Origin of the sequence: Hahella sp. CCB-MM4, from assembly GCF_002260525.1 — a bacterium.
Classification (GTDB): Bacteria; Pseudomonadota; Gammaproteobacteria; order Pseudomonadales; family Oleiphilaceae; genus Hahella.
The window spans coordinates 443,515-466,589 of the sequence record NZ_MRYI01000002.1; the positions used below are offsets into that span (position 1 = coordinate 443,515).

The 23,075-nt window shown below is 48.9% G+C and carries 25 protein-coding genes; 12 read left to right on the forward strand and 13 right to left on the reverse strand.

Features of this window, described 5'->3' with window-relative positions; all coding sequences use genetic code 11:
• Nucleotides 1-280 precede the first annotated feature (280 nt).
• From BTA51_RS05550 to BTA51_RS05560, 3 genes are all read left to right on the forward strand, one after another.
• The gene (locus BTA51_RS05550; RefSeq protein ID WP_094706425.1) at nucleotides 281-574 is read left to right on the forward strand and encodes a hypothetical protein; all 294 of its coding nucleotides are present in this window, start codon (nucleotides 281-283) and stop codon (nucleotides 572-574) included.
• A 34-nt stretch (nucleotides 575-608) separates the two neighbouring features.
• Nucleotides 609-971 (forward strand): RidA family protein, encoded by a 363-nt coding sequence (locus BTA51_RS05555; protein WP_094706426.1) that lies wholly within the window; start codon nucleotides 609-611, stop codon nucleotides 969-971.
• Between the two features lie 109 nt (nucleotides 972-1,080).
• Nucleotides 1,081-2,139 carry a 2-dehydropantoate 2-reductase gene (locus BTA51_RS05560; RefSeq protein ID WP_094706427.1) on the forward strand — a complete coding sequence of 353 codons (1,059 nt, stop codon included), beginning with the start codon at nucleotides 1,081-1,083 and terminating at the stop codon, nucleotides 2,137-2,139.
• Nucleotides 2,140-2,272: 133 nt separating this feature from the next.
• Here the strand turns inward: BTA51_RS05560 and norR are convergent, their stop codons facing one another.
• Nucleotides 2,273-3,811, reverse strand: a complete 1,539-nt coding sequence (gene norR / locus BTA51_RS05565; protein ID WP_094706428.1) for a nitric oxide reductase transcriptional regulator NorR — start codon at nucleotides 3,809-3,811, stop codon at nucleotides 2,273-2,275.
• A 164-nt stretch (nucleotides 3,812-3,975) separates the two neighbouring features.
• Between norR and ytfE the strand changes: the two genes are divergently transcribed.
• The 4 genes from ytfE to BTA51_RS05585 all read left to right on the forward strand — a co-directional run bounded on the left by ytfE (nucleotide 3,976) and on the right by BTA51_RS05585 (nucleotide 9,389).
• A complete protein-coding gene (ytfE, locus tag BTA51_RS05570) occupies nucleotides 3,976-4,650 on the forward strand; it encodes an iron-sulfur cluster repair protein YtfE (protein ID WP_094706429.1) in 675 nt (224 codons plus the stop codon).
• Nucleotides 4,643-6,922 (forward strand): nitric-oxide reductase large subunit, encoded by a 2,280-nt coding sequence (locus BTA51_RS05575; RefSeq protein ID WP_094706430.1) that lies wholly within the window; start codon nucleotides 4,643-4,645, stop codon nucleotides 6,920-6,922. Before ytfE ends, BTA51_RS05575 begins: the two co-directional genes overlap by 8 nt.
• 180 nt (nucleotides 6,923-7,102) lie before the next feature.
• A complete protein-coding gene (locus BTA51_RS05580; RefSeq protein ID WP_210404770.1) occupies nucleotides 7,103-7,654 on the forward strand; it encodes a hypothetical protein in 552 nt (183 codons plus the stop codon).
• A gap of 130 nt (nucleotides 7,655-7,784) precedes the next feature.
• Nucleotides 7,785-9,389: an alpha/beta fold hydrolase gene (locus tag BTA51_RS05585; protein ID WP_094706431.1), complete on the forward strand. Its 1,605-nt coding sequence runs from the start codon at nucleotides 7,785-7,787 to the stop codon at nucleotides 9,387-9,389.
• 110 nt (nucleotides 9,390-9,499) lie between these two features.
• On the opposite strand, the gene BTA51_RS05590 is transcribed toward BTA51_RS05585, so the two are convergent.
• The 8 genes from BTA51_RS05590 to BTA51_RS05625 form a co-directional block, all read right to left on the reverse strand.
• Entirely contained in the window at nucleotides 9,500-12,553 is a 3,054-nt protein-coding gene (locus tag BTA51_RS05590; RefSeq protein WP_094706432.1) for an efflux RND transporter permease subunit, read from the reverse strand.
• Nucleotides 12,550-13,629 carry an efflux RND transporter periplasmic adaptor subunit gene (locus BTA51_RS05595; RefSeq protein ID WP_094706433.1) on the reverse strand — a complete coding sequence of 360 codons (1,080 nt, stop codon included), beginning with the start codon at nucleotides 13,627-13,629 and terminating at the stop codon, nucleotides 12,550-12,552. The genes BTA51_RS05590 and BTA51_RS05595 overlap by 4 nt, the downstream gene beginning before the upstream one ends.
• A 163-nt stretch (nucleotides 13,630-13,792) precedes the next feature.
• On the reverse strand, nucleotides 13,793-14,374 hold the full coding sequence (locus BTA51_RS05600) for a class I SAM-dependent methyltransferase (protein ID WP_094706434.1): 582 nt from the start codon (nucleotides 14,372-14,374) through the stop codon (nucleotides 13,793-13,795).
• A 51-nt stretch (nucleotides 14,375-14,425) separates the two neighbouring features.
• Entirely contained in the window at nucleotides 14,426-15,115 is a 690-nt protein-coding gene (locus BTA51_RS05605) for a hypothetical protein (protein ID WP_094706435.1), read from the reverse strand.
• Between the two features lie 86 nt (nucleotides 15,116-15,201).
• Nucleotides 15,202-15,717 (reverse strand): GFA family protein, encoded by a 516-nt coding sequence (locus BTA51_RS05610; protein WP_371333174.1) that lies wholly within the window; start codon nucleotides 15,715-15,717, stop codon nucleotides 15,202-15,204.
• Nucleotides 15,638-16,396 (reverse strand): class I SAM-dependent methyltransferase, encoded by a 759-nt coding sequence (locus BTA51_RS05615; RefSeq protein ID WP_094706436.1) that lies wholly within the window; start codon nucleotides 16,394-16,396, stop codon nucleotides 15,638-15,640. The genes BTA51_RS05610 and BTA51_RS05615 overlap by 80 nt, the downstream gene beginning before the upstream one ends.
• Nucleotides 16,397-16,544: 148 nt before the next feature.
• Entirely contained in the window at nucleotides 16,545-16,931 is a 387-nt protein-coding gene (locus tag BTA51_RS05620) for a YciI family protein (RefSeq protein ID WP_094706437.1), read from the reverse strand.
• Between the two features lie 50 nt (nucleotides 16,932-16,981).
• A complete protein-coding gene (locus BTA51_RS05625) occupies nucleotides 16,982-17,248 on the reverse strand; it encodes a DksA/TraR family C4-type zinc finger protein (protein WP_094706727.1) in 267 nt (88 codons plus the stop codon).
• Nucleotides 17,249-17,484: 236 nt separating this feature from the next.
• Here BTA51_RS05625 and BTA51_RS30135 point away from each other — a divergent pair, with 236 nt between their 5' ends.
• From BTA51_RS30135 to BTA51_RS05640, 4 genes are all read left to right on the forward strand, one after another.
• A complete protein-coding gene (locus BTA51_RS30135) occupies nucleotides 17,485-17,637 on the forward strand; it encodes a hypothetical protein (RefSeq protein WP_168188074.1) in 153 nt (50 codons plus the stop codon).
• The gene (locus BTA51_RS05630) at nucleotides 17,630-18,118 is read left to right on the forward strand and encodes a type II toxin-antitoxin system YafO family toxin (protein WP_094706438.1); all 489 of its coding nucleotides are present in this window, start codon (nucleotides 17,630-17,632) and stop codon (nucleotides 18,116-18,118) included. The genes BTA51_RS30135 and BTA51_RS05630 overlap by 8 nt, the downstream gene beginning before the upstream one ends.
• The gene (locus BTA51_RS05635) at nucleotides 18,112-18,528 is read left to right on the forward strand and encodes a hypothetical protein (protein WP_094706439.1); all 417 of its coding nucleotides are present in this window, start codon (nucleotides 18,112-18,114) and stop codon (nucleotides 18,526-18,528) included. The genes BTA51_RS05630 and BTA51_RS05635 overlap by 7 nt, the downstream gene beginning before the upstream one ends.
• Nucleotides 18,529-18,597: 69 nt before the next feature.
• On the forward strand, nucleotides 18,598-18,939 hold the full coding sequence (locus tag BTA51_RS05640) for a hypothetical protein (RefSeq protein WP_094706440.1): 342 nt from the start codon (nucleotides 18,598-18,600) through the stop codon (nucleotides 18,937-18,939).
• A 192-nt stretch (nucleotides 18,940-19,131) separates the two neighbouring features.
• Here the strand turns inward: BTA51_RS05640 and BTA51_RS05645 are convergent, their stop codons facing one another.
• The 4 genes from BTA51_RS05645 to BTA51_RS05660 form a co-directional block, all read right to left on the reverse strand.
• Complete coding sequence (locus BTA51_RS05645) at nucleotides 19,132-19,542, reverse strand: hypothetical protein (protein ID WP_094706441.1); 411 nt, start codon at nucleotides 19,540-19,542, stop codon at nucleotides 19,132-19,134.
• A 104-nt stretch (nucleotides 19,543-19,646) separates the two neighbouring features.
• On the reverse strand, nucleotides 19,647-20,225 hold the full coding sequence (locus BTA51_RS05650; RefSeq protein ID WP_094706442.1) for a hypothetical protein: 579 nt from the start codon (nucleotides 20,223-20,225) through the stop codon (nucleotides 19,647-19,649).
• Between the two features lie 5 nt (nucleotides 20,226-20,230).
• Nucleotides 20,231-20,515 carry a DUF211 domain-containing protein gene (locus BTA51_RS05655; RefSeq protein ID WP_094706728.1) on the reverse strand — a complete coding sequence of 95 codons (285 nt, stop codon included), beginning with the start codon at nucleotides 20,513-20,515 and terminating at the stop codon, nucleotides 20,231-20,233.
• 11 nt (nucleotides 20,516-20,526) lie between these two features.
• Nucleotides 20,527-21,213: a DUF4336 domain-containing protein gene (locus tag BTA51_RS05660; protein ID WP_094706443.1), complete on the reverse strand. Its 687-nt coding sequence runs from the start codon at nucleotides 21,211-21,213 to the stop codon at nucleotides 20,527-20,529.
• Nucleotides 21,214-21,484: 271 nt separating this feature from the next.
• Between BTA51_RS05660 and BTA51_RS05665 the strand changes: the two genes are divergently transcribed.
• Entirely contained in the window at nucleotides 21,485-23,011 is a 1,527-nt protein-coding gene (locus BTA51_RS05665) for a S41 family peptidase (RefSeq protein ID WP_094706444.1), read from the forward strand.
• Nucleotides 23,012-23,075: the final 64 nt, after the last annotated feature.

The following is a 23,075-nucleotide window of genomic DNA, read 5'->3' on the forward strand; positions in this document are numbered from 1 at the left end:
TCCCTTTCCCTTTCCCTTTCCCTTTCCCGAATCATTTTCCGCTGCGAAATCCAGTCTTCAATCTACGGAAGTGAAGTTTTGTCACAAGCGAAAAACATAAGTAAACAAAGTGGATACATAATGAAACATTGATAAATAAGAGGGATGGAAAAGCCGATCGAAATGATCAAAAAAATATACCTAGAATGGCATATTTTTAGGTTGGGTTTGCAAGTGCAATTAGATATGCTCCCGAACAACGATAAATTAACATAATTAACCCAACAGGGCAGGATAAACAATGTCTCAGGCATGGACAGTCGACCGCAACACCGGTATTGCGGAACATCAAACCGGTTTAACCCTCGCGTTTACAGAATCCCACGGTCAGGTGCAACAGATAACTCCCCGCCATGTTCCCAAAGGTATGGATTCCCTGAAAATGGTCCGTCTGATCCGTGAAGGTATGGAAGCCATAGAGTCAGGACTGGGTAACGCTGCTGCACGCAACAGCAGACCTGTAGGAGATGTTTCTTCCGCCACCAAACCCGTTGTGGTAAAACGCAAACGACGATTTGCCCCCAAAGTTGAATGAGCCCTGACACAGGCTTGGTAAGATAGTTTCGAATATGAGCAAAATTACAAGACATACCATCACCACCCGCGCCTCCGATATGGTCGCCTACAATGGCGTACTTCGCCTGGTAGATATCCCACCAACAGAAGACGGCGATATTACCAGCCAGACCCAGGGCCTCCTTGACGATCTGGAACAAATGCTTGAAGAAGGCGGTAGCAGCAAGGCTCATCTACTGATGGCCACAATCTACCTCACGGATATGGCTGACTATGACGCTTTTAATGCCGTGTGGGATGCCTGGTTACCGGAAGGACACGCACCGGTCAGAGCCTGTATCCAGGTGGCCGGATTGGCCCTTCCCGGATGGAAAGTTGAAATTGCTGTTGAAGCTGCATTAAAAGAATCTTCCTGACGAATCCTACCCACTTCTGTGGGAGATTGTCGGGCTTTTGACAAACTCCCACAGAAGCCTGCGTTACAGTATGGCGTTTACCTGATCTCAATGTATTGCGGGTTACACCATGACAAACGCCCCTGCCAACCATACGACACCCACAACCTCCTCACCCCGTATTTTCATTTTTGGCGCCGGTAGTATTGGGTGTTATGTCGGAGGTCATTTGCTAGCCGCAGGAGCCGATCTTCATCTGATTGGCCGCGAAAGACTACGCAAGACTCTGGAAAAATCCCCATTATGCGTATCCGACTATCTCGGATATCAACAGCAAATAACCCTACCCGCTGAACGATTCCATCTGACCGCTGAAGAAGCCTGCAACGCAGACTTGGTGCTGGTTACGGTAAAGTCAGCCGCCACCGGGGAAGCCGGAGATATTCTTGCCCCCGTACTTAGACCAGGAACGCTGGTCATTAGTTTGCAAAACGGGATATCCAATGCCGACACCTTGCGTCGCAAATTACCCCAGTGCACGGTCCTGGCTGGAATGGTACCGTTCAACGTTCTTCAGCAATCTCCCGGGCATTTTCACCAGGGTACAGAGGGACACCTGGCCATCCAGAAAAACCCGTCTTTGTCGCCGTTTATCGGAGTTTTCGATAACGCCGGACTTCCTATCGAAGAGTGTGCTGACATGACCTCAGTCATGTGGTCCAAGCTATTGCTCAACCTGAATAATCCAATCAATGCCCTGTCTGATATTCCATTAAAGGAACAGCTATCACAGAGAGGGTTCAGACGTTGTCTGGCGTTGGCCCAACAGGAAACACTGCATTTATTAAGTCAGGCAGGGATTGATACGATTCGTCTGACGGCGGTACCAACCCCTTGGATTCCCAAAGTGATGAAACTCCCAGACTGGCTGTTCACCCGGCTGGCTTCACGAATGCTGGCCATTGACCCTATTGCCCGCTCTTCCATGTGGGAAGATCTGCAGGCCGGTCGCCAAACTGAGATCGATTGGATTAACGGCGAGGTTGTCAGGCTGGCACAAAACCTTGGAGTGGAAGCCCCCGTGAATAAAAGACTGGTGGAACTGGTACATCAGGCCGAAAAAGGGACTAAAACACACTGGGATGCCGACTCACTTTATCGCGATCTACTCAGCAATTCCTCCACCTAGAGTTCTTTCATCTTACAGATCTTCCATCTGGCAGTTATTCCGTCTAGCTAATTTTCGATCTAGCAACTCCTAGATCCAGCAGATCTTCCATTTAGCTGTTTTCTATTGAGATCATGATTTAGCCATATTCAGGCTATTTCATACCAAGCTTGCGGGCCAGCTTATGTAAGTTACTGGGATCAAGTTCAAGTGTTCTCGCTGCCGCCGCCCAATTGTGATGATGTTTTTCCAGCGCCTCACGAACAGCTTGCCGCTGACAATTCTCCACCTGCAAACGAAGTGAACCTGCGATCTCGGAAGAAAAGGTTCCAGGCGCTTTCTCTTCGAGGGTTTCAGTAGTCACCGGAGGATCAACAATCTCCAAATCCAGCAACACAGGATCCAGCGTCAGAATGGTATTTCGATCCACTCCATGACTAATGGCTTTCAGTGCCGCCCGGCTAACCACATGTTCAAGCTCGCGTATATTGCCAGGCCACGGATATTTCAATACGGCCTGCTCCGCCGCAGGAGACAGACGAAGGCTGCGCACCCCCAACCGGGCGCGATTGAGTTCCAGAAAGTGGCCGGCAAGCACCAGTACATCGTTGCCACGTTCCCTCAATGGCGGAATGGGAATGGGATAAACGGAGAGGCGATGATAGAGATCCGCCCTGAACTTTCCGTCCCGAACCCGATCCTGCAGATTACGATTGGTTGCAGCAACAATCCTGACATCAACGCGACGGGGTTTATCTTCCCCCAAACGCTGGATTTCACCATTCTGGAGAGTTCTGAGAAGTTTAGCCTGCACGGTCAGCGGCAATTCACCAACTTCGTCTAAAAACAGGGTCCCACCATTGGCGGCCTCAACCCTTCCTGCCCGCTCAGTGGCAGCCCCCGAGAATGCTCCCTTAATGTGGCCAAATAGCTCACTTTCGGCCAGACTCTCCGGCAGCGCTGCACAGTTCACATGAACCAGGGGAGCCTTGTTTCTTGGCGAGTGGGTGTGAACCCTTCTGGCAAACAGTTCCTTACCGACACCTGTCTCGCCAGTCAGTAACACCGGTAGTTCAGAATCCGCCACCACATCCAGTTCCGCAAGCAATTTGGCAATCACCGGACTGTGGCCAAGTATCTCGTCGCTGTCGGTAACGGTAGAGCCATTTGCCTGAGTATCCTGACGCAGTATTGTCAGATTGCGCCGCTCCTGCTCCAGCCTGGTGATCCTGATTGCCGCCTCAATCAGAAGGGTATAACGTGCCAGTAATTCCTGGGCTTTGGCATCAAACGTCCCCGGTTCCATCGCGTCCAGGGTCAGAACTCCCCAGAGGTTCCCTTCCACAAACAGGCTGACTCCCATGCAATCATGCACCGGCAGAGGCTCCCCCACACAACTTTCCAACAGCCCGTCGTAGGGGTCCGGCAACCCTGAATCGTGGTCAAAGCACACCGGTTTACGATCTGCCAGGATCGCGGCCAGTCGCGGGTGTTGCCCGACAACAAACCGTCTGCCGAGGGTTTCATGGACCAGACCCACCGTGGCTTCCGGCCGCAGATCATCGCCATCCAGTCTTAATAACGCCACCGCACCAGAGCGGAATTCTGCACGGATAGCCCCCACCAGCCGTTGCAGACGAATACCTTGAGGCAACTCGGTCACCAGGTCAGCCAATAGTCCGGATTCGATCATGGTTAAAAATACCTTATCTAGGGTAATAAACACCCTACCCGATTAGGGTAATAATTACCACATCAAAATTATAATCATTTTATTTCAACAACTTAAAACATGGCACATGCCTTGCCATATATAGATTAACAACACAGACAATGTATCAACACGAGGAGTTCACCATGACATTGCTTGATCAATCTGTTGGCTGGGTAGCACGTAATATCCCCGGCTCTACCCGCTTGTTCAGAGAGTATGGACTGGATTTTTGTTGTGGAGGCCAGCATCCGCTCAAGGATGCACTGTCCGAAAAGGGGATCGATCCGGAGCCGGTATTGGAAAAGCTGGCCGCCTTGCAGGACGAACCGACAAAAGGTCTGGATTGGTCCAAAGCCCCGAGAAACCAATTGATAGACCATATTTTAAGGCGCTATCACGCACGCCACCGGGAACAACTACCGGAGCTCATCCATCTCTCCCGCCGTGTGGAGCATGTTCACGGTGAGCGTCCGGAATGCCCAGTGGGACTGGCCGACCACCTGACCAATATGCTCAACGAATTGGAAAGCCATATGCTGAAAGAGGAGAACGTCCTATTTCCTCTACTGCAACAAGGTATCGGCGGCATGCAGGTCAACGGCCCGGTTTCCGTCATGCGATTCGAGCATGATCAGCATGGCGAAGCGCTGGATACGCTGGCCGCTTTGACCAATGACATTCAACTTCCTAAAGGAGCTTGCAATACATGGCGAGCCTTATATGCCGGATTGAATCAGTTGCGCGACGATCTCATGCAGCACATTCACCTGGAGAACAACATCCTGTTCGTGGATGCTTTGGGAGGTCAGCATGGCTAATTACAAAAAACTGTGGTGGACGCTTTTGATCGTTGTGGCCATCACTTTTTCCCTGTTGGGATATTTCGGCAAGGAAGTTTATCGCCAGGCGCCGCCGATTCCAGACAGCTTTGCCACTACGGAGGGTTCAGCGCTATTCAGCCACGAGGACATTCTGGACGGACAGACCGCCTGGCAATCCGTGGGGGGTATGCAACTGGGCTCCATTTGGGGGCACGGAGCCTACCAAGCCCCTGACTGGACTGCAGACTGGCTGCATCGAGAACTGACCAACTGGCTGGAGCTGGCAGCTCAGGAAGAGTTCGGTACTGACTATCAAGAGCTCAATGAAGAACAGCAGTTTCTGTTGCAGCATCGATTAAAATCCGAGTATCGACACAATACACTCGAAACCGAGAGCAATACCGTGTTGATCAGTGAGCGTCGTGCACAGGCGATACAGGCCACTGCGGACTATTATTCACGCCTGTTCAGCGATGCACCTGAACTTCATGGCACCCGTGAAAGCTATGCCATGAAGGAGAACACCTTACCCAGCGCTGAGCGCAGGGAAGACCTGACCGCGTTCTTTTTCTGGACGTCCTGGGCTGCGTCAACAGAGCGTCCCGGCTCAACAGCGACTTATACCAATAACTGGCCGCACGAACCGCTGATCGATAACCGCCCCACTGCCGAGAACATCATGTGGTCAATTATCAGCGTCGTCTTATTGATCGCCGGTATTGGCGGCTTAGTATGGGGTTGGTCCTTCCTTCACAAAGAAGAAGATGCAGATCTGAAAGCACCGCTTCAGGATCCTTTGTCCCTGGTTCGATTAACACCTTCCCAACGGGCGCTTGGCAAATACCTGTTTCTGGTGGTGGCGCTGTTCTGCTTCCAGGTACTCCTGGGAGGTTTTACCGCTCACTACACCGTCGAAGGCCAGCAGTTCTACGGCCTGGACCTGTCCCAATGGTTCCCGTATTCATTAGTTCGTACCTGGCATATCCAAAGTGCCTTATTCTGGATTGCCACAGGGTTCCTGGCAGCAGGTCTATTCCTCGCTCCCATTATCAATGGTGGTAAGGATCCGAAGTACCAGAAGTTGGGTGTGGATATCCTGTTCTGGGCACTGGTGCTTGTTGTCGTCGGTTCATTTACCGGTAATTGGCTCGCGATTGCCCAGATCATGCCGCCTGAGCTGAACTTCTGGCTTGGCCATCAGGGATACGAATATGTGGACCTGGGACGTTTGTGGCAGATCGGGAAATTCCTGGGGGTCGCGTTCTGGCTGGTTCTCATGCTCCGAGGCATTACCAATACCCTGAAACAACCAGGCGACAAAAACCTGCTGGCATTGCTGACAGCCTCTGTAATCGCCATCGGCTTGTTCTACGGTTCAGCGTTCTTCTATGGTGAGCGCACCCATATTTCGATCATGGAGTACTGGCGCTGGTGGGTCGTTCATCTTTGGGTGGAAGGTTTCTTTGAAGTCTTTGCCACTACGGCTCTGGCCTTCATCTTCTGTTCCCTGGGACTGGTGTCCAAGCGCATGGCCACCACCGCCAGTCTGGCATCTGCCTCGCTGTTCATGCTTGGCGGTATTCCCGGCACTTTCCATCACTTGTATTTTGCCGGCACCACCACACCGGTCATGGCGGTGGGAGCGACTTTCAGCGCGCTGGAAGTGGTACCGTTGATCGTGTTGGGTTACGAAGCCTGGGAGAACTGGCGGCTACGTAAAAGTGCCCCCTGGATGGAACAACTGAAATGGCCGTTGATGTGCTTTATCGCAGTAGCTTTCTGGAACATGTTGGGTGCCGGGGTCTTTGGATTCATGATCAATCCGCCAATCTCGCTGTACTATGTGCAAGGACTCAACACTACACCGGTGCACGCCCATGCCGCGCTTTTTGGTGTCTACGGATTCCTTGCCCTGGGCTTCACCCTGCTGGTGTTGCGTTACATCCGCCCACAACTGGTGTTCAGTGAGAAACTGATGAAAACCGGTTTCTGGTGGTTAAATGCCGGAGTGGTGCTGATGATTGCCACCAGCCTTCTCCCTATCGGGTTGATTCAGTTCTACGCCAGCACCAGCGAAGGCCTCTGGTACGCTCGTAGCGAAGCGTTCATGCAATCGGGCCTTCTGGAAACTCTGCGCTGGGTCAGAACTTTCGGTGATGTGGTGTTTATCGTTGGCGCGTTTGCCTTCTCCTGGCAAGTGGTGAAAGGCGTGTTTGGATTGGAGAAGGACGAGTTACCACGAACTGGTCTAGCAACTGAACTGAAATAAACCATTTTAGCTATCCTGGGTCAGTTACCGTCAGGTTTCTGACCCACATCATTTCCTAAGAATACCGATACCCTGGTCGATCAACTTTAAACGCAACATTTCATCCCAAATAATCTATCATATTGAAGTGCTGAACTTTTAAGGCACTCCATACCCATTCAAAGTTATTAAGGATAATTGATGAAAATCTTACGTCTTGCCGTTTTAGCCTTTGTTGCCTCATTAATGTTCGGCTGCGCCAGCCCTGCCAGGGTAGACCAGATGGTAGCCTCCGGGCATCTTAACTATGACAAAAACCTGCAACATTCCATCGAGCTAACGGACGTTAAAGGTGGCGAATCCACCAATCCTCTCTGGACATCTGAAATCGGCAATCCAGAATTTACCAGCGCTCTCAGACAGTCGCTCCATCAACAGAACCTGCTTGGCTCAGAAGACCAAACCAAGTACGAATTAACAGCAAACCTGATCAGCGTAGATCAACCATTGCTAGGGTTGGATATGGAAGTCATCACCCTTGTGGAGTATTCCTTGACTGAGAAAGCAACCGGCAAATCAATCTTCAAGCAATCTATACAAGCTCCCTACACCGCCACAGTAGGCGATTCATTTATCGCTATAGAGCGCCTGAGACTAGCAAATGAGGGCTCAGCAAGAGAAAATATCAGCCAACTGTTGAATAAATTGGCTGAGTTGAAAATTGATAGCAACCAGGTTGCTCTGGTGCAGTAACCCTCTTATGAAATGGGCCTGGTATCGGATGCCGTCTGGCCCATTATCATTTCAGCTATTTGTGACAGATTATATTTCACCTATGATTTGCAGCAATTAAGGGGTTTTCATCTGACACGGGAATAGCTGTATGGCAGTCAAATACTTGAACATTCCAGTTCTATTATTCTTTCTATTGCACGGTCAGTATGCCCCTGCCCAATCTTCGCCTCCCTCTTCAATTGACGGTTCACCTGAATTTTTTAGCAGCTTACTGAGCCCCGTCCCCTGTTGGTTTAATAAAGATGAAGTCTGGCCCAATAGCGGCTGCTATCGCATGTATGTTCCAGAGGATCATAGCGATCCACAAAGCCAGCCCATTTCATTTCCGGTGGCTATATTCAGACCTGAAGGGAATTCCAGGAAAGTAGCCCCCGTGTTGCATCTTGGTGCCGGTGGACCAGGATCAGCCATGTACCTGGATGATACGGAATCAATGAAATATTTCCTGGATATTCACCGGGGAATGTCTCTGGACCAGAGCCGCGAACTGATTGTCATGGACCCTCGAGGAGCTGGTCTGGCAGACCCATTGCTAAATTGCAGCGTATACACCGATAACGAATTTTTTCGGTGGCAACGAAACACAAGCATCCTCGACGATTATGAAGAGAGTAAGGACGATTATCGGGAATGTATCCGCCAGTTCAAATCCCAGGGAATCAATTTTTCTCATTACAACAGCCTCGCGGTTGCCCAGGATGTGGAAATGCTGCGGAAAGCTGTCGGTGTGAACCAATGGAATCTCATCGGGGTGTCTTATGGCAGCATCTATGCCCAGATCATCGCCAGAGAATATCCCCAGTCCATAAAAACCATGGTGCTCGACAGCGCTGCCTTTCCTCAATTGAAAGGCCACTATCGTTACCTGGAAAAGACTTTGGGGCCGTTGAATTCGTTATTCACTTACTGCAGCGCTTCCGAAGACTGTGATGTGGACATCGACAACCTGCAGCCCCGTTTCTGGAAGCTCTTCAATCAGCTGAATGACCAGCCGCTTAATGTAAAGCTCGACTTTATGGGTGAAGATTCAGACTTCAAGGTTGTCCTCAACGGGACAAGATTTATGTCGAGCATCGTTCAAGGCTTGTACGGCACCCAGGTCTTCCGCGAGCTGCCGGTTATTATCCGGGACCTGGAACACCAGGATACCTCCTCGATCATGCCCTATCTGGTGGACTACTTTGTTTTTGAGCTGGATGAGACTTATGGAGACCTAAGCTTCAGTAGCCATTATTGCTATGAGACCCGCCCATTCACCGATTTTGAACAGATTAAGAAGGATTTGGCCTCTTTACCTGACAGCCAGATAAAGTCCCTTCTAACCATGATTCCCGTAGATGAAGATCTTTGTGAAGAGATGAATGTCATTGCAGGAGATCCCATTGAAGCAGAGCCGGTAAAAACATCTATCCCCACCCTCTTTCTTCAGGGCGAGTACGACACCATTACTCCGCTTGAAGACGTTCTTGATTTCCAGTCAAACTTCTCGAACAGCTATGTTGTATCGTTCCAGGTATCCCATGATGTCTTGGGATCGTCGGCCTGTTCATCGCAGGTTGCTGCAAAATTCATTTCCGGGGATGTTCGCCCGACTTCTCTGACAGGGTGTGATCCAGAAGCCAGGCTACATGAGATGGTTAACAGAAAGGCCCCGGCTGTGCCAGGGGATTTGCTCAATTCAGGAGCGCCATAGAAATTTAACTGAAACCTACTTTAACTCTTCACTCCAGAATCTATTTCTACCGCATCGCCTTCATTGCAGTCAGCTATCAGGGGACAAGTTCTGTCCCCTGATCAGACCTTCTAGAACCGCACCCGATACAAAGTCGCGTAGAGCACAGGCACTACGCAGAGGGTGAGGATGGTTGAGAACAGCAGACCTGCCATAATGGCAATCGCCAGGGGCTCCCACATACGTCCGCCGCCCAGGTACAGGGGTAGCAATCCAAGTACTGTTGTCGCTGTTGTCAGAAGGATGGGGCGACTTCGTTGCTGAGCGGCATTGATAATCGCCTGGGCATGCTCCACGCCCTCATCCAGCTCCAATTTTATTCGTTCCAGCAGCACGATCGCGTTGTTGATCACAATTCCCGCCAAGGAAATGATACCAAGGAAGGTCATGAAGCCCATTTCACTATCCAAAGCCAGCAAACCTGCCACAACCCCAATCAGCCCTAAAGGAATGGTCGTCAGGATGACGAATGCTTTGCGCATGGAATTAAACTGTCCCACCATCAGGATCAATATGACGAATCCCGCCAGAGGTAGTTTATCCACAATCGATTGGTTGGCTTTGCCTGAACTTTCCTGCTCGCCGCCCAATTCAAACTTCATGCTGGTTCCCCAGTGCTTTTGTTGCTCTTCCAGCCAGGGGGTTAACTCTGCAAACTTTTCTGCGGCTGTGATCTCACCTTCAAGCTGAGCGCCTACGGCGACGGTTTTCAGGCCGTTGCGACGGAATATGGTCGCGGTATCCCATACCACTTCGATGTCAGCCACCTGGGATAGAGGAACAGACTGACCGGTGGATTGCACATACACGGAAAGCGACTGGACTTCACTGATATTCTTCCGGCTGGAGCCTTCAACCCGGAATATCACAGGAATAATGTCTTCACCTTCGCGGTATTCCGTCAGCTCCAGACCGCTGATGCCTCCCTGAAGTGACACGGCAATATCCTGACTGGTCACACCGGCACGCAATGCTCGGGGTTGATCGATATGTATCACCAGCTTCTTGATCCGCTGTCCCCAATCATCAGAAATATTCGTCAGACCACCAATCTCCCTCATTTTCTCCTTTAACTCAGCGACCCGACTGAACAGGAGGTCCGAATCCGTTCCGCTCAAGCGGATCTCAACCGGATTATTCACAGAGGGCCCGTTTGCCATGGGCTTGATGGTCGCTTCCAGGTCAGGATGGTGGTCCCAGGCGTAACGACTCAACTTATCGATCAGTTCCGGTACCAATAACGGATCGCTGGCCGTCACAATGATCATGGCATAACTGTTGTTATTGGGTTTTGGGTTGTAGGACGCGATGATTCTGGGACCTGCATTACCAATGTAGCTGACCCACTTGACCACGCCATCCGTGCGGCTTTCATTTACTTTCAGATCGTCGTTGATATAGCGTTCGATATCGTCCACAACCAACTGGGTTTCCTCAATGGCCGTACCTTCCGGTAATTTCAGTTCTACCTGGAAGTAATCACGATCCGACGGGGGAAAGAATATCTTCGGCACATAGCTGAACCCTTTCATGGCCACAATAAATACCAGAACCGTCACCACCAGCGTGGGAACCTTATTACGCAGTAGTGTGTTCAGAATGCGGCGATAGGTCACATAGAAAGGAGAATCAAAACTCTCGCCTTGCTTGGTCACCTTCAAGAAATAGACACAAAGCATTGGCACTACGGTTAAGGCAATGGTCCAGGAAGCCAGTAGCGTAATTGCCACCACCTTGAACAGCGATGCGGTAAACTCCCCTACATTGGATTCCGCCAGATAGATCGGCAGGAATGCCGCAATTGTGGTGAGAGAAGCTGTTAGCAAAGGGACTCGCAGCTCAGTGGCAGAATCGATCGCCGCATCGATGGCTTTCTTACCACTTTCCATCTGCACCATGATGTTCTCCGCCATCACGATCCCGTTATCCACCAACATGCCCAACGCAATGATCAGTGCCGCCAGGGAGATTTGATCAAGGCCGATATCGAAGTAGGACATCACCAGAAATGCCAGCAGCATCGACAAGGGAATCAGTGTGGAAACCACCAAGCCTGTTCTCAGGCCGAGACTGAATAACATCACCACAGAAACCACCACAATGGCCTGTAGCAGGTTCGAAACAAAATCACTGACTTTATTGTCCACTTCTTTCGGCGAGAAGCTGACTAAATCGAAGTCGATGCCATAAGGATATTGCGGAAGCATTTTATCCATCATGCCGGTGACCTGTTCACCCAGCTCGATATTGTTGCCGCCTTCACGCATGGCAACTGCGACCGCCAGGGCAGACTGCCCTGAGGAATGCAGCATGGAACTGGGAGGGTCCACATAGCCACGGTATACACGGGCAATGTCTTTGAGGTACATCAGTCGATCTGTACCGGGGATATTGATGATCGTCTGCCCGATATCTTCCACCGACTCAAAGTTACCACTGGGTTCCAGGGAGATACTTTCATGCCCCAGGGTAAAAGATCCCCCTGAAATGATGATATTGCGGGACTCCAGTGCCTGGGATAACTGATTCGGTGAGAGGCCAAGTTCCGACAATCTGGAATTGTTGTACTCTACGAAGATTCTTTCTTCCTGATCTCCCCAGATTTCCACTTTAGCGACATCAGGAAAGCGCAACAGTTCGGTTTTGACATCATCCGCAACGTCTTCCAGTTCGGCATAGCTGAATCCCTCGGCAGTGATGGTCATCACGATGCCGAACACATCACCGAATTCATCGTTCACAAATGGCCCGACCACACCACTCGGCAGATCCGGGGTAATACCTTCAATTTTTCTCCGAAGGTTATCCCAGATGGGGCGCATATTTTTGTAGCTTTCCTTAATATTTACCGTGACGATGGAAATCCCGGTTCTGGACTCACTCTTAACATAGTCCAGTTCCGGAATCTCCTTGACCGCTTCTTCAATCTGAGCAGAAACCAGCTCTTCTACCCGCTGCGAGCTGGCACCGGGAAAGTAGGTTATCACCTGAGCTGCCCGTACGATAAAACCAGGGTCATAGGCGCGGGGCATTTTGAGAAAGGTCATGGTGCCGGCGACCATGACGACTAACAGAAGAACAATCGTCAAGCGATTGTTCTCGATCGCAAGCCGGGTGATATTCACTTGGTACCCTCCATGGATAACCTGACTTTCAAACCGGGATGCATCTTACTCATACCCGCTATCACCAGCTCGTCACCCTCTTCCAGGCCTGAAAGAATCACAATCCCCTTATTCTGAAGTTGCCCGGTAGTAACCTCCCGACGCTCCACAATTCCGGTCGAGTTCTCAGCGGATTTCACAATCCAGACATAACGCCCGCCTTCGTCTTCCTGAACAGCATGAGGCGGTATATATATCAATCCGGATTCGTCAGCAACCTGCGGCGCCCGGCCTCTTACGGTCACTGACATGCCCGGCAGGATGTTGTATTTATTCGTGGCCGGCATATTGAAAGTTACGCTGAAAAGCTTGGTTGTCTGGTCAGCCCGGGAAGAAACTTCTTTCAGGGTGAGGGGAAATTTCTCACCGGGTATACCGGAAAACAATGCTTCCACTTCCGGGTCTTGCCCTTCGTCAGCGCGAATCATCAAGCTTTCCGGAATATCCACTTTTACCAGCAGGGAGGAAACATCCTGCAGTGCATAAATTGGCTGCATTGCAGAAACTTCTTCGTAATTTTCAACGTAACGTTCAGCTATACGGCCACTGAAAGGAGCCTTTAGCTGGGTGTATTCCAGATTGCGCTTCGCTGCTTCCAGGTTTGACTGGGCGGCAACATCCTGGGCTTTGAGCTTGCTGAAATCAGACTGGGAAATCACGCCTTTCTCAATCAACGCTTCACCCCGGAGAAAGTCATCATGCGCCTGCTGATAGTCCGCCTGACGGCTTTTCAGCTGAATGGCAAAATCCGTATCGTCCAGCTCGGCAATGACATCTCCAGCCTTAACCACTTCACCTTCGTTCACTTTGAGGCTCTTAAGCTTTCCGGATACCCGAAATCCAAGCTCCGCCTTCTGGGCAGCATCCACAGCGCCAGGAAACTCGCGCCAGTTACCCTCTCCTGCCGCGCCGATGGTCATGGTCTTAACCGGCCGCAATGGTTTTTCTTCCACGACCTGCTTGTCATCCGAACAGCCCTGCAATAGGAATATTGATAAGAGTATTGCGGTAAAGCTGGATTTGCTTTGACTGATCATCGTTGCTCCCTAGATCATGAACCTGGTGAAGGGTTCCATTAGACGATTTGAATTCTGATTCTCGAGGTTTAGTCCCAAATAATAGGACAGGCTAAGACAAATAACACAATCAGCTTTACCTCTGTATTACGGATTACCCGGTAATGGGCATTCGCCGGAGTCGCTAATCACAAGTTTTTTTGCCAACTCCCATGATCACCTCCATTGATCCGCCAGCCCCTACCATGGCGAACGGCACAGAAACCAACACCTCTGACAAGCCGGCGTCGGTATAGGCCTTCTCGATTTCATCCCGGTTGAAGCCAAAGCCTTCATGCTTATGCCAATCCCATTGCACCAGATAACCGTCTTTCTTAAGAAGCCTCTGTAACAAGGCAATGGTGTCCTGATACTGGGGAATGAACGCCAACACTGAGGACGCAACGATCAAATCAAAGCCCTGCTGCAAACTTGCCTCTTCATTTACAAGCGCTTCCGACAACTCAGCCTGAATGGTCGTGACGTTCTTCAAACCTTTTTGGTTCAGCACGGATATCATCTTTTCAGACGGGTCAATTGCCACAACCTCACTGGCATGGGGCGAGAGCTTCTCCGTCAACAGACCTGTCCCACAGCCAAAGTCCAAAACTCTGGCCCCTGAAACCTTGTATATATCAATCAGGGTTTTATAGGCTTTTTCAGAATAGGAAATAACGTCCTCATTACTGTCCCAACCTTCCGCATAATCGTCCCAACTATCACTCATTATTATCTTATTCCTTTAGGTTTTACCCGACATATTCTACGGAATTCGAGCTCACTGAATGATCAGCTCATACTCTATGTCTTGAGCCATTTTGCTATAGGCCCCTTTCTCACGGTCATACTGCGCGCTGAATTTCAGCATATGTTTTCCTTTATCCAGCGGCTTCAACATTACCCAATACCCATCTGTAGCAGACGGATATAGCTTGGGAGGGTTGTATTTCCGGGGAATCTTTTCATAGATATCAAAGCACGAAGTAGAAGAAATTCGAGTATCAACCGGATTCCTTGCAACAACCGAATCAAGCGATACCTGAATATTAAGGAGCTTGTCATTATTCAGTGCGGCTAATTTCTTAGCCTCATCACAGGTCATTGCGCCCTCTTTTCGGGGCCAGTAAGCCATATTGATTACTGGGAAAAACAAGTACTTGCCTGCTGGAACGACGCAGGTCCTTTTTATTTTTGACGAGCCGTATCCTCCAGCCAGGAACCAAACGTCCCCCTGTTGTGAAACCTGACAAAACTCGCCAGATTTGTCACGAACCGGGCTGACATCATCGGGTACGGAAAATGCCCACATCCACCATCGATTAGCGTAGTCACTGACCGGGTGCCCGGCAACATAGTCGCTGGAAGATACCATATACTTTTCCATGGATTCGGTCGTACTACCCAGGGATTTCGTCATACCATGGGAGCTCACCAATACCATTGATAGAAGAAAAACAACTCTCTTCATCCTAGCGTCCTTATTCCAATGCACTTATACAAAAAACCTGGGAAAGCCTAACGGTTTCCCAGGCTATTAAAAAGCAAAAATGGATTCTAGCCAGGCAAGCCATCAAAACAGTGAATTGTTTCCAGACCATGATCCCACTCTGCTTTGCTGGCAACAAAGATATGGGCATTGGGTTTCAATGAGATTTTGTCGTCCAGGCTTCCCGCAGGTACCGCAATCAAACGGCCTTCCATTTGAGTACTCGGAAGAGCAGAGCCGCAATGGGAGCAAAAGCTTTTTACGTGACGTGTTGACGGCAGATTATAAACCGTGACCTTCTCTTGACCGGAAACCCAATTCAGCTTGGCGTTGGTCGAAAACAGGTTTGAGGCATGAGCCGAGCCGGTATCCTTTTGACAATATGCGCAATGACACAAGAAGAAACTCTCAAATTCACCTTCTATTGTGAATCTCACCTCTCCACAGAGGCATGAACCTTTAACCCTCTTACTCATATTGATATTTTCCCGATGACTATGATTGTTAGCGGCCGGACCGGATAATTTCATATAACTTTTCAACGACGGGAAGCTCGGCTCCCCTGTTGTCACTGATCCTCGCATGCTCCTGCAGTGAACGCAGGAAATGCTCTTTTCGCTGGATGTAGGTTTTTGCTCTGGAAAAAAAGAAAAATGCGAGTGTGTCGAACAGCCCGGAGATTGAGGTATCCCATATCAATGTCTCGATGGAATCCAACTCTCGCACTTCAAATCCTGATGAACGAAGATCTCTCAGATGCTGATCACTTCCACCATTACGAGCAATACCAAGCTCACGATAAACCCTATCGGCATACCGATCCCAGCTGCAACCGTTCTCATAGGTGAGGAAGAAAAGCCGCCCCACATCTGACGATTGCATAAACAGTGAGTTGATCGCCCGATTCAAAGACTCACATGAAACCCCTGAAAGCGAGTATGCGAATAAGCCAATATCAAACGGTTTTTCCAGTATGAGTGATTCAATTGGAGAATGAACAAACTCGACACCGGGAATGCCTGTCAATCTCTCATTGAAAGCGGAGCGCTTATCAACAGCAGTCGTACACAGGAAATGTGAGGCGAGAATTCGGGTAAGGCGGCCATCTCCAGCTCCTAGATCCAGAAAGTGCAGGGTGTGGGGATGGCTGATTTGGCTTACCAGACTGTTTGCAATTTTTTCCCGGCTATCCGTCCGGGTAGAGTACTGTTCAAACAAATACTCATAACTAAGATTAAACGACCCTGGCCCTTCAGTCTCCATGACTCCAGTCTATCCTTATTTCTGGCGTTGTTATCCTAAATATACAACATAGAATCGGGTGTGGGGTTCAAAATCACTCCACTATTCACACCAGCAGGCAAATTGCTCTCAGGTAACTGTTGCGCTCAGGAGAATAGGGAGATCAGAATTATCTTGGGGTCTCAGAGGTTTCGTTATATGCGCTGGCTAGCTCATTTTCGATCGGCCGTATCTCGTAAAAGAGGCCGCACTCCAGGCAGGGATTCTCTGAGGCAAGTTGCGCCGCCTCATCGAGACTGTCGGCCAGAATAAACCAGAATCCCCCGATGATTTCCTTCGTTTCCGTATACGGGCCATCGGTTATGCGTTGCTTCTGCACCACCTTTCCCTCGTTGACCAACCGCTGCCCGGCCATCATACGGCCTTCATTTATCTGTTGTTCAATCCAGAGATAGAACTTATCTATGGCTTCCTGGATCTGTTCGGGTGACTTGTCTTGATCCCAATGTCCTCTGGAAATCACCAGGTATTCTTTCTGTTTTTCCTTTGTATCCATAACGTTGTTATTCGCTGCTAGCTATCGATGATGGAGCGACCAATGATCAGCTATCTGAGTTGACTATCCTTGCTGCCACGACGATTAATTCCGTTCGACGTCGTTTCCTGCTCTTCCAGGGCAGATTGACACCCGACACACAGACGAATACCTGGAAGTGCTTTGCGACGCGCCTCCGGAATATCACCGCCGCATTCGTCACAGGTCATTGCACTTTCACCGGAGCCCAACCGGCTCCTGGCTCTTGCCACCTCGTCTTCAATACTCGCATCAATTTGGTCCTGAACAGCACCATCACGCGCCCAACCACTGGCCATCGCCTGCTCCTGTTTCAATATTCTGGAAGCCTGAACCATTGCGCTTCCCCTTCGGGTAAGGATCTGCCAAATACTGGCAATTTTCAATGGCTTCAACACATCGAACCGTCATCATTAATCTCCCTCTACTTGGAGAACATTTGATAGACCATTTAACCGATTGATAGATACATATCTGGAGGGTACATTTTGTATCCTCAGCCAATAATGATAGTACATTTACTTAAGGACTAAGCATGAGCAAAAAATCAAAGGAGCATGAAATCTGCCGACCTCCATTGTTCAAAGCCTCACCAGAAAGCATAAAAGCGCTTTCTGAAGCATTTAAAAAAGCAAAGCTCAGTAATAAAAAAAACAAGAAATGGACAATGGAAATTCACAATGGGTAGAACATTCAAGATTTGGTTTGGCCCCGAATTAAAGGAGCTCTTCAATCAACACCCTGAACTTAATAATCTCATCAAAGATTTTGTCGCTTACAAAAAGGGAGCGCTGTTATTCAACGGAGACGGTATCGGCTATATTAATGCTCGATATGTTCTAGGAAGGGATGCCCCTTATGACCTTCCTCCAGTTTGTGTTGACAACGCCTATCATATCCATGCGCTCGAGAAAGATTCACAAGATCATATAATTGCCAAACGTAGATACCCCAAAAACCAGTATAAATGGACAAGCAACAATGCGTTGATTTATTGCACACATTGGACGGAATCCCACAAAGATGAGCAGGATAAATCAATCTTTGGAATTCTGGATTTCGTAACTAATGCACATGTGTTCAACCACAGCCGTAAAATAGAATTAGAAAATCTAGTTGAAGAATTTGAACAAGCAGTTGACCGCGATATAGAGGTAGAGAAATGGTAAAGGCAATAAACCTTTGGCAAACACTACAACCCCAGAAGTCAGGTATCTACTACCTAGTTGCAGTAAAGAATCCATCAGGCATTGCATACGACATTGCCCCCTGGGTTCACGGCCAATGGGAAGGCTTAGAGCAAGAAATTTTAGGTCATATTCGCCTGGGAAACGCCCTGCAGACTCTGACAGGAATGGAATCTCCCCTGGAAACAAAGGAAGCTAAAGGATCTCTACTTTGGCAAACTGGAGAACCTCCTAGAGACAGGAAAATTCTAGCCGTATTGCCTTATGAGTATGATCTAATCGAGTGGGATGAAGAATTTGGATGGCCATCTTATATTGATTCTATAGCTGGCTATATTGTGGTCGATGAACTACTAGATCTGGTAGTACGAGAACTTCCCTTCGGTAAGTAGGTTACTGTTTTATCAGCTACTTTTCGGATCAGACCAAAATAAACCACGATATTTCATTAGGAGCTCTAAATGAGCGGGGATGGCCTATCAATCAGCCCAGAAGAGTTTGTCCAGGAATTCAAAGATTTGAAGGACTATCTGGTCAGTAGCTACTTTTCAAACGAGTCAAGTATCTCACGACGCAAGAAACTGTCGGCTGCAGGGCTAGATGAGAAACAGCTAGAATTAGTAAAGTGCATAGTCGATGAAGCGCTCACGGATGCGCTCTATTCTGTACTGTTAGGTTTGGAAGGAACTGCCGCAATTAGCCAGCATCACATAATGTACAAGCTCTTTGATGAAACCTCAAATGAGCTTACCGGCCAACTAGAATCTCTAGCTTGGGAACAATTTCATGGGCAGAGCACATAACCAATAGCTGCCGATTGTTCTATATTTAGCACAGCAGAATACGAGATGTACGGCTCTATTGTTCATCTCTTTCGTTGTATGGTGTCTGAACCATCTGAATTCCTGTATGTGTTATTTCTAAACAATAGCTTTGTGTTTCTGAGGGACTAGCCGTTACAGGGCATAAAACATTTTTAGAATGTCACCAGAGTATTAGTGGATACCTAACAATACATTTCGAAGATCCTCATTGCTTATCTCAACTTCCCCACCAGAGTCAATCCGCATGAGCTTAACCATTTCGATGAAAGCAGAACGCTGATCTTCAGTCTCCATCGCAGGGCCCAACTTTTCCCACGCTGAGTATGCTCGAATAACTTTAGCTGATCCGTATAAACATATACGTGCTTTAGCATCGGCTGTGCGTTCAGAAATCTCAATTCTCTCCCTAGTGTCGTTAGCGGGACGATAATTTGCTAGTTCACATACAGCCTTCAGAAAATCCATATAAGCCTTTGAACGCAAGTCACGGATGTGCCGCTGGTTTTCAATATGCCTCGTATAGAAATATTGGAGGGAAGCTCCCACAATCAAGCCAATGAGAGATAAGAGTGCACCATCCATTTAAACTGCCCCATTATTCGTCTGTTTAAGATAGTTAGGAAAACATTTGAAAATACTGTTATACACAGACATCGCTCCACCGCTCATAGAGACTGAGATTTACCTTATCCAACCAACAACACCAACAAACTAATCAACAACCCCACCAGCAACGTTCGAAATCCCGTCTTGATCCAAGAAGTTCTGCCGATCTTCCCTGCATAAACGCCCAATGCAAATAGCACCACAAAGGCGACAAGGATCGCTCCGGCTACCGGGTTGGGAAAAGGGTTCGATCCCAATAGGGCCAACCAGATAGGGCTGGCGATGACGGTAACAACCATCAGCGGTGAAGCTCCGTTAACGAAGGCGACCCATATGGGGATAATTCTGGCGGCTTCTGCGTGAACGGTATCGGACAGGTCGGTGATCATCGCCTGCTCCAGTTCATGGAGTGATTTCAGGCGTTCAGCGGATTCACTGATATAGGCGCTGGATAAGCCGCTGACGGCAAGCGCTATGGCAGCGCCAAGACAGGCATGAAAAACGACATTGAGGTCGGTATGGTTGCTGACGTAAAACCCCATGTTGAGGCCCAGCATAGTGAAGGCACCATCAAAACCATTGGTGATCAGATAACGTCGGGCAATTCCCTGAGACTTGGTGAGGCGTATAACGTATTGCAGGTTACTCAGGAAACCCACTTGCCTTAATCCTGAGTTGATTCGTGATTTACCGCCTCAACTTCATCAATGCTATGGACGGTGGCGCCGCTGTCACGAATCATTGTAATCACGTCATCAACCGGTACAAAATTTCCTGAAATTTCAACCATCAGACTCTCAGTCTGACTATCGACTTCCACCACCCTGACTTTGACCTGACAACCTTTGGCAGCGCCGGATACCTGCCGGGCAAACTCCAAGGCATTTGGTTGCAAGGGCTTCAGTACATCCAGCACAACCCGTCTGACAGAGATTTGATCGCCATTCATATTATTCATCCCTATTTCAATAACCACCGGAACGCCTGCTCCATCGTATGATGCGCGTCCTCCTCCAGTATTCGGCCATGGGCAATAATGGCACGTTCAAACGGCCACTCCAGCATTTTCAAAATGCTTTGCCTGGCTGCAGAACGTTTCCAATAGACCAACTTTAACAGATGGTGCCAGCCGACCTTGCCATGGAGTCCGCCCACCTTGAGCCACAACAGAGTTGGCCAGTGACCGGAAGTTCTGAAGTTTTCCACCAGATCACAACTGATCAGTGTGGCAGAAGGTTTATGGTAAAAGACCGTCTCGTGAAGCATGCTGCCTTCGATAGTGAGCACTTCCAAATCATCCACCCAATCAGAATGGGGGCTGTCGGACAATGCATAATCAAACGGTAAGTCTTTGCGTTTTTTATGAAGCTTCGCCGGCCCATGCAGTTTGGCGGTCGGAAATAGCTTTAATACTTCACCGGCATAAAGATGATGATAGAGGTTCGGACAAACGATATGCGAAACCGGCCCCAACTCATCCAGGGCCTTTTTGACCTGATGACTGACAGATACCGGTGAATGCAACAGCAGACTGCCGTTGCTTAACCTGACTACCGTCATTTTCGTGCCGACATGGAATCCCAGAAAATGCTGCGGCGCTGACACGGTCCAGAGATTGTCGGCAATGGGTTCGAGTGTGGTTAGCATAACGGTTTCTAAACTGGGCTTTTTTAGCTATTAAAGCCCAGCTCCGCCGGAATAGCGAGCCCGATCGGATTCATATCGGCAGCAAATTTTCCTCAAATCTATTCTGGAGAGTCCGGCTTGACGAGTCTGGCCTGGATAACACTGTCCCCAATTGTCCTGATACGTCACACAGTTATGCTGTTACGGGACAATTGCTCCCAATCCCGCTAAAGAGTTTCTCTCGGTAAAAAATGACAATTCCCTCTGTTTCAGTCAAATTAAGGAGAACCCAATGACACCAGCACTCTTTATGGATCAGAAGGGGCTGCCAGGAATAATTAAGTTAGCCGGCACCATGGCTTTGGCTTTTTCTATTGCAGCCTGCCATTACGATGAACCTGCTAAAAATAACGGTAAGTCCAGAATCGTCCCAGCCTCTGAGTTGACCGGAACCTGGGAACAAAGAGGCTATGGCCAGATCCTGGAGTTTGCCGAGAACACGGTTACGATATATCAGTACAACCAGAAAAATTGTATCAAGCTGGATGAAGTTTCCCTGACACAGGCTAATGAAATTCTTGGGAAAGTCTCGCTCACTGGCGACGGAAAGCGTTTTAATACCATTCCAGAAAACATACCGGGAGATATTCATTCGTATACCCGACACAAGTTAGATCATCTGCCTCAATACTGCCTTGAGGATATAACCGCGCCTGATACGAACTACCAAGCCAACTATGATGTGTTCTGGCATACATTTAATGACTATTACGCATTCTTCGACATCCGTGAAGTAGACTGGGCTAATACGAACATTATTAGCTGGAACAAGCTGAAAGAAGTTCACAGCAATGAGGCATTCTTCAATTTACTCAAGGAAATGCTGGAGCCTATTGACGACGGACATATCAACCTGGAAAACGACGACGTGTCTTTCTCCCCTGAGGAGGATCCTGCCTGGCTACAGCGACTTCGGACTTATTTCGATGATCAGTACCCACAGGATGAACTGAGAAAATTGTTTGAGGAGCAGGAGGAATATCATGACTTCAGTGCTTTCTACAACGCTTTCCTGCATAACTTTTATCGCAAAGTAGATAACAGAAACAGCGTAAACCTTACTGAGTACCTGGACGACCTGACCTGTGTTGCCAACGACAATATCTGTTACGGCATGGTGGAGAAATCCAGGTCCTTCAGGAATGTCGGTTACCTCCGGGTTGACTCGATGTATGAATACTCAGCGGAACCCCATGCTGACTTCGATACCATTGATCAAGCGCTAAAATCTGCCTTGGACAATGCCATTGAGACACTCTATACAACAGATGCCCTGATTATCGATGTACGTCGCAATCCCGGAGGTTATGACAGTAGCGCTTTGGAAATAGCAGGAAGATTTACTCAAAACCGTCTGCATGCTTTCAGCAAAAAGGCCCGACACCGTGACCGCTACACAGACACCCTACACGTATACCTGAAGTCTAGTGGCGCTCTTCAGTATACGAAGCCGGTGTATCTGTTGATAAGCGGTAGTACATACAGTGGCGCGGAGATATTTTCTCTCGTCATGCGGAACCTGCCCCAAGTGACATTGATTGGTGAACCAACCGGTGGAATTCTTTCCGACAGCCTGACTTTTGAACTGCCCAATGGCTGGGAATTTTCTTTGTCTAACGAGGTCTACATTTCACCTAAGGGGGAGCGTTTTGAGAGCATCGGAATTCCCCCTCAATATGAGGCCCTGTATATGGAGCCGGACGATATATATGCGGGGAAAGACACCGGAATGGAAAAAGCATTGAGCCTGGTCAAATAATCCAGGCGGATGGTCTTCCATCCACCTGATTAGCCAAAAGCTACCGGGGCAGAGATAGGCTATC

Bases quoted from the DNA above. Each gene is read 5' to 3' on its own strand.
- BTA51_RS05550 (WP_094706425.1), top strand. From the start codon at position 281: ATGTCTCAGGCATGGACAGTCGACCGCAACACCGGTATTGCGGAACAT.
- BTA51_RS05555 (WP_094706426.1), top strand. From the start codon at position 609: ATGAGCAAAATTACAAGACATACCATCACCACCCGCGCCTCCGATATG.
- BTA51_RS05560 (WP_094706427.1), top strand. From the start codon at position 1,081: ATGACAAACGCCCCTGCCAACCATACGACACCCACAACCTCCTCACCC.
- norR (WP_094706428.1), bottom strand. From the start codon at position 3,811: ATGATCGAATCCGGACTATTGGCTGACCTGGTGACCGAGTTGCCTCAA.
- ytfE (WP_094706429.1), top strand. From the start codon at position 3,976: ATGACATTGCTTGATCAATCTGTTGGCTGGGTAGCACGTAATATCCCC.
- BTA51_RS05575 (WP_094706430.1), top strand. From the start codon at position 4,643: ATGGCTAATTACAAAAAACTGTGGTGGACGCTTTTGATCGTTGTGGCC.
- BTA51_RS05580 (WP_210404770.1), top strand. From the start codon at position 7,103: ATGAAAATCTTACGTCTTGCCGTTTTAGCCTTTGTTGCCTCATTAATG.
- BTA51_RS05585 (WP_094706431.1), top strand. From the start codon at position 7,785: ATGGCAGTCAAATACTTGAACATTCCAGTTCTATTATTCTTTCTATTG.
- BTA51_RS05595 (WP_094706433.1), bottom strand. From the start codon at position 13,629: ATGATCAGTCAAAGCAAATCCAGCTTTACCGCAATACTCTTATCAATA.
- BTA51_RS05600 (WP_094706434.1), bottom strand. From the start codon at position 14,374: ATGAGTGATAGTTGGGACGATTATGCGGAAGGTTGGGACAGTAATGAG.
- BTA51_RS05605 (WP_094706435.1), bottom strand. From the start codon at position 15,115: ATGAAGAGAGTTGTTTTTCTTCTATCAATGGTATTGGTGAGCTCCCAT.
- BTA51_RS05610 (WP_371333174.1), bottom strand. From the start codon at position 15,717: ATGCGAGGATCAGTGACAACAGGGGAGCCGAGCTTCCCGTCGTTGAAA.
- BTA51_RS05615 (WP_094706436.1), bottom strand. From the start codon at position 16,396: ATGGAGACTGAAGGGCCAGGGTCGTTTAATCTTAGTTATGAGTATTTG.
- BTA51_RS05620 (WP_094706437.1), bottom strand. From the start codon at position 16,931: ATGGATACAAAGGAAAAACAGAAAGAATACCTGGTGATTTCCAGAGGA.
- BTA51_RS05625 (WP_094706727.1), bottom strand. From the start codon at position 17,248: ATGGCCAGTGGTTGGGCGCGTGATGGTGCTGTTCAGGACCAAATTGAT.
- BTA51_RS30135 (WP_168188074.1), top strand. From the start codon at position 17,485: ATGAGCAAAAAATCAAAGGAGCATGAAATCTGCCGACCTCCATTGTTC.
- BTA51_RS05630 (WP_094706438.1), top strand. From the start codon at position 17,630: ATGGGTAGAACATTCAAGATTTGGTTTGGCCCCGAATTAAAGGAGCTC.
- BTA51_RS05635 (WP_094706439.1), top strand. From the start codon at position 18,112: ATGGTAAAGGCAATAAACCTTTGGCAAACACTACAACCCCAGAAGTCA.
- BTA51_RS05640 (WP_094706440.1), top strand. From the start codon at position 18,598: ATGAGCGGGGATGGCCTATCAATCAGCCCAGAAGAGTTTGTCCAGGAA.
- BTA51_RS05645 (WP_094706441.1), bottom strand. From the start codon at position 19,542: ATGGATGGTGCACTCTTATCTCTCATTGGCTTGATTGTGGGAGCTTCC.
- BTA51_RS05655 (WP_094706728.1), bottom strand. From the start codon at position 20,515: ATGAATGGCGATCAAATCTCTGTCAGACGGGTTGTGCTGGATGTACTG.
- BTA51_RS05660 (WP_094706443.1), bottom strand. From the start codon at position 21,213: ATGCTAACCACACTCGAACCCATTGCCGACAATCTCTGGACCGTGTCA.
- BTA51_RS05665 (WP_094706444.1), top strand. From the start codon at position 21,485: ATGACACCAGCACTCTTTATGGATCAGAAGGGGCTGCCAGGAATAATT.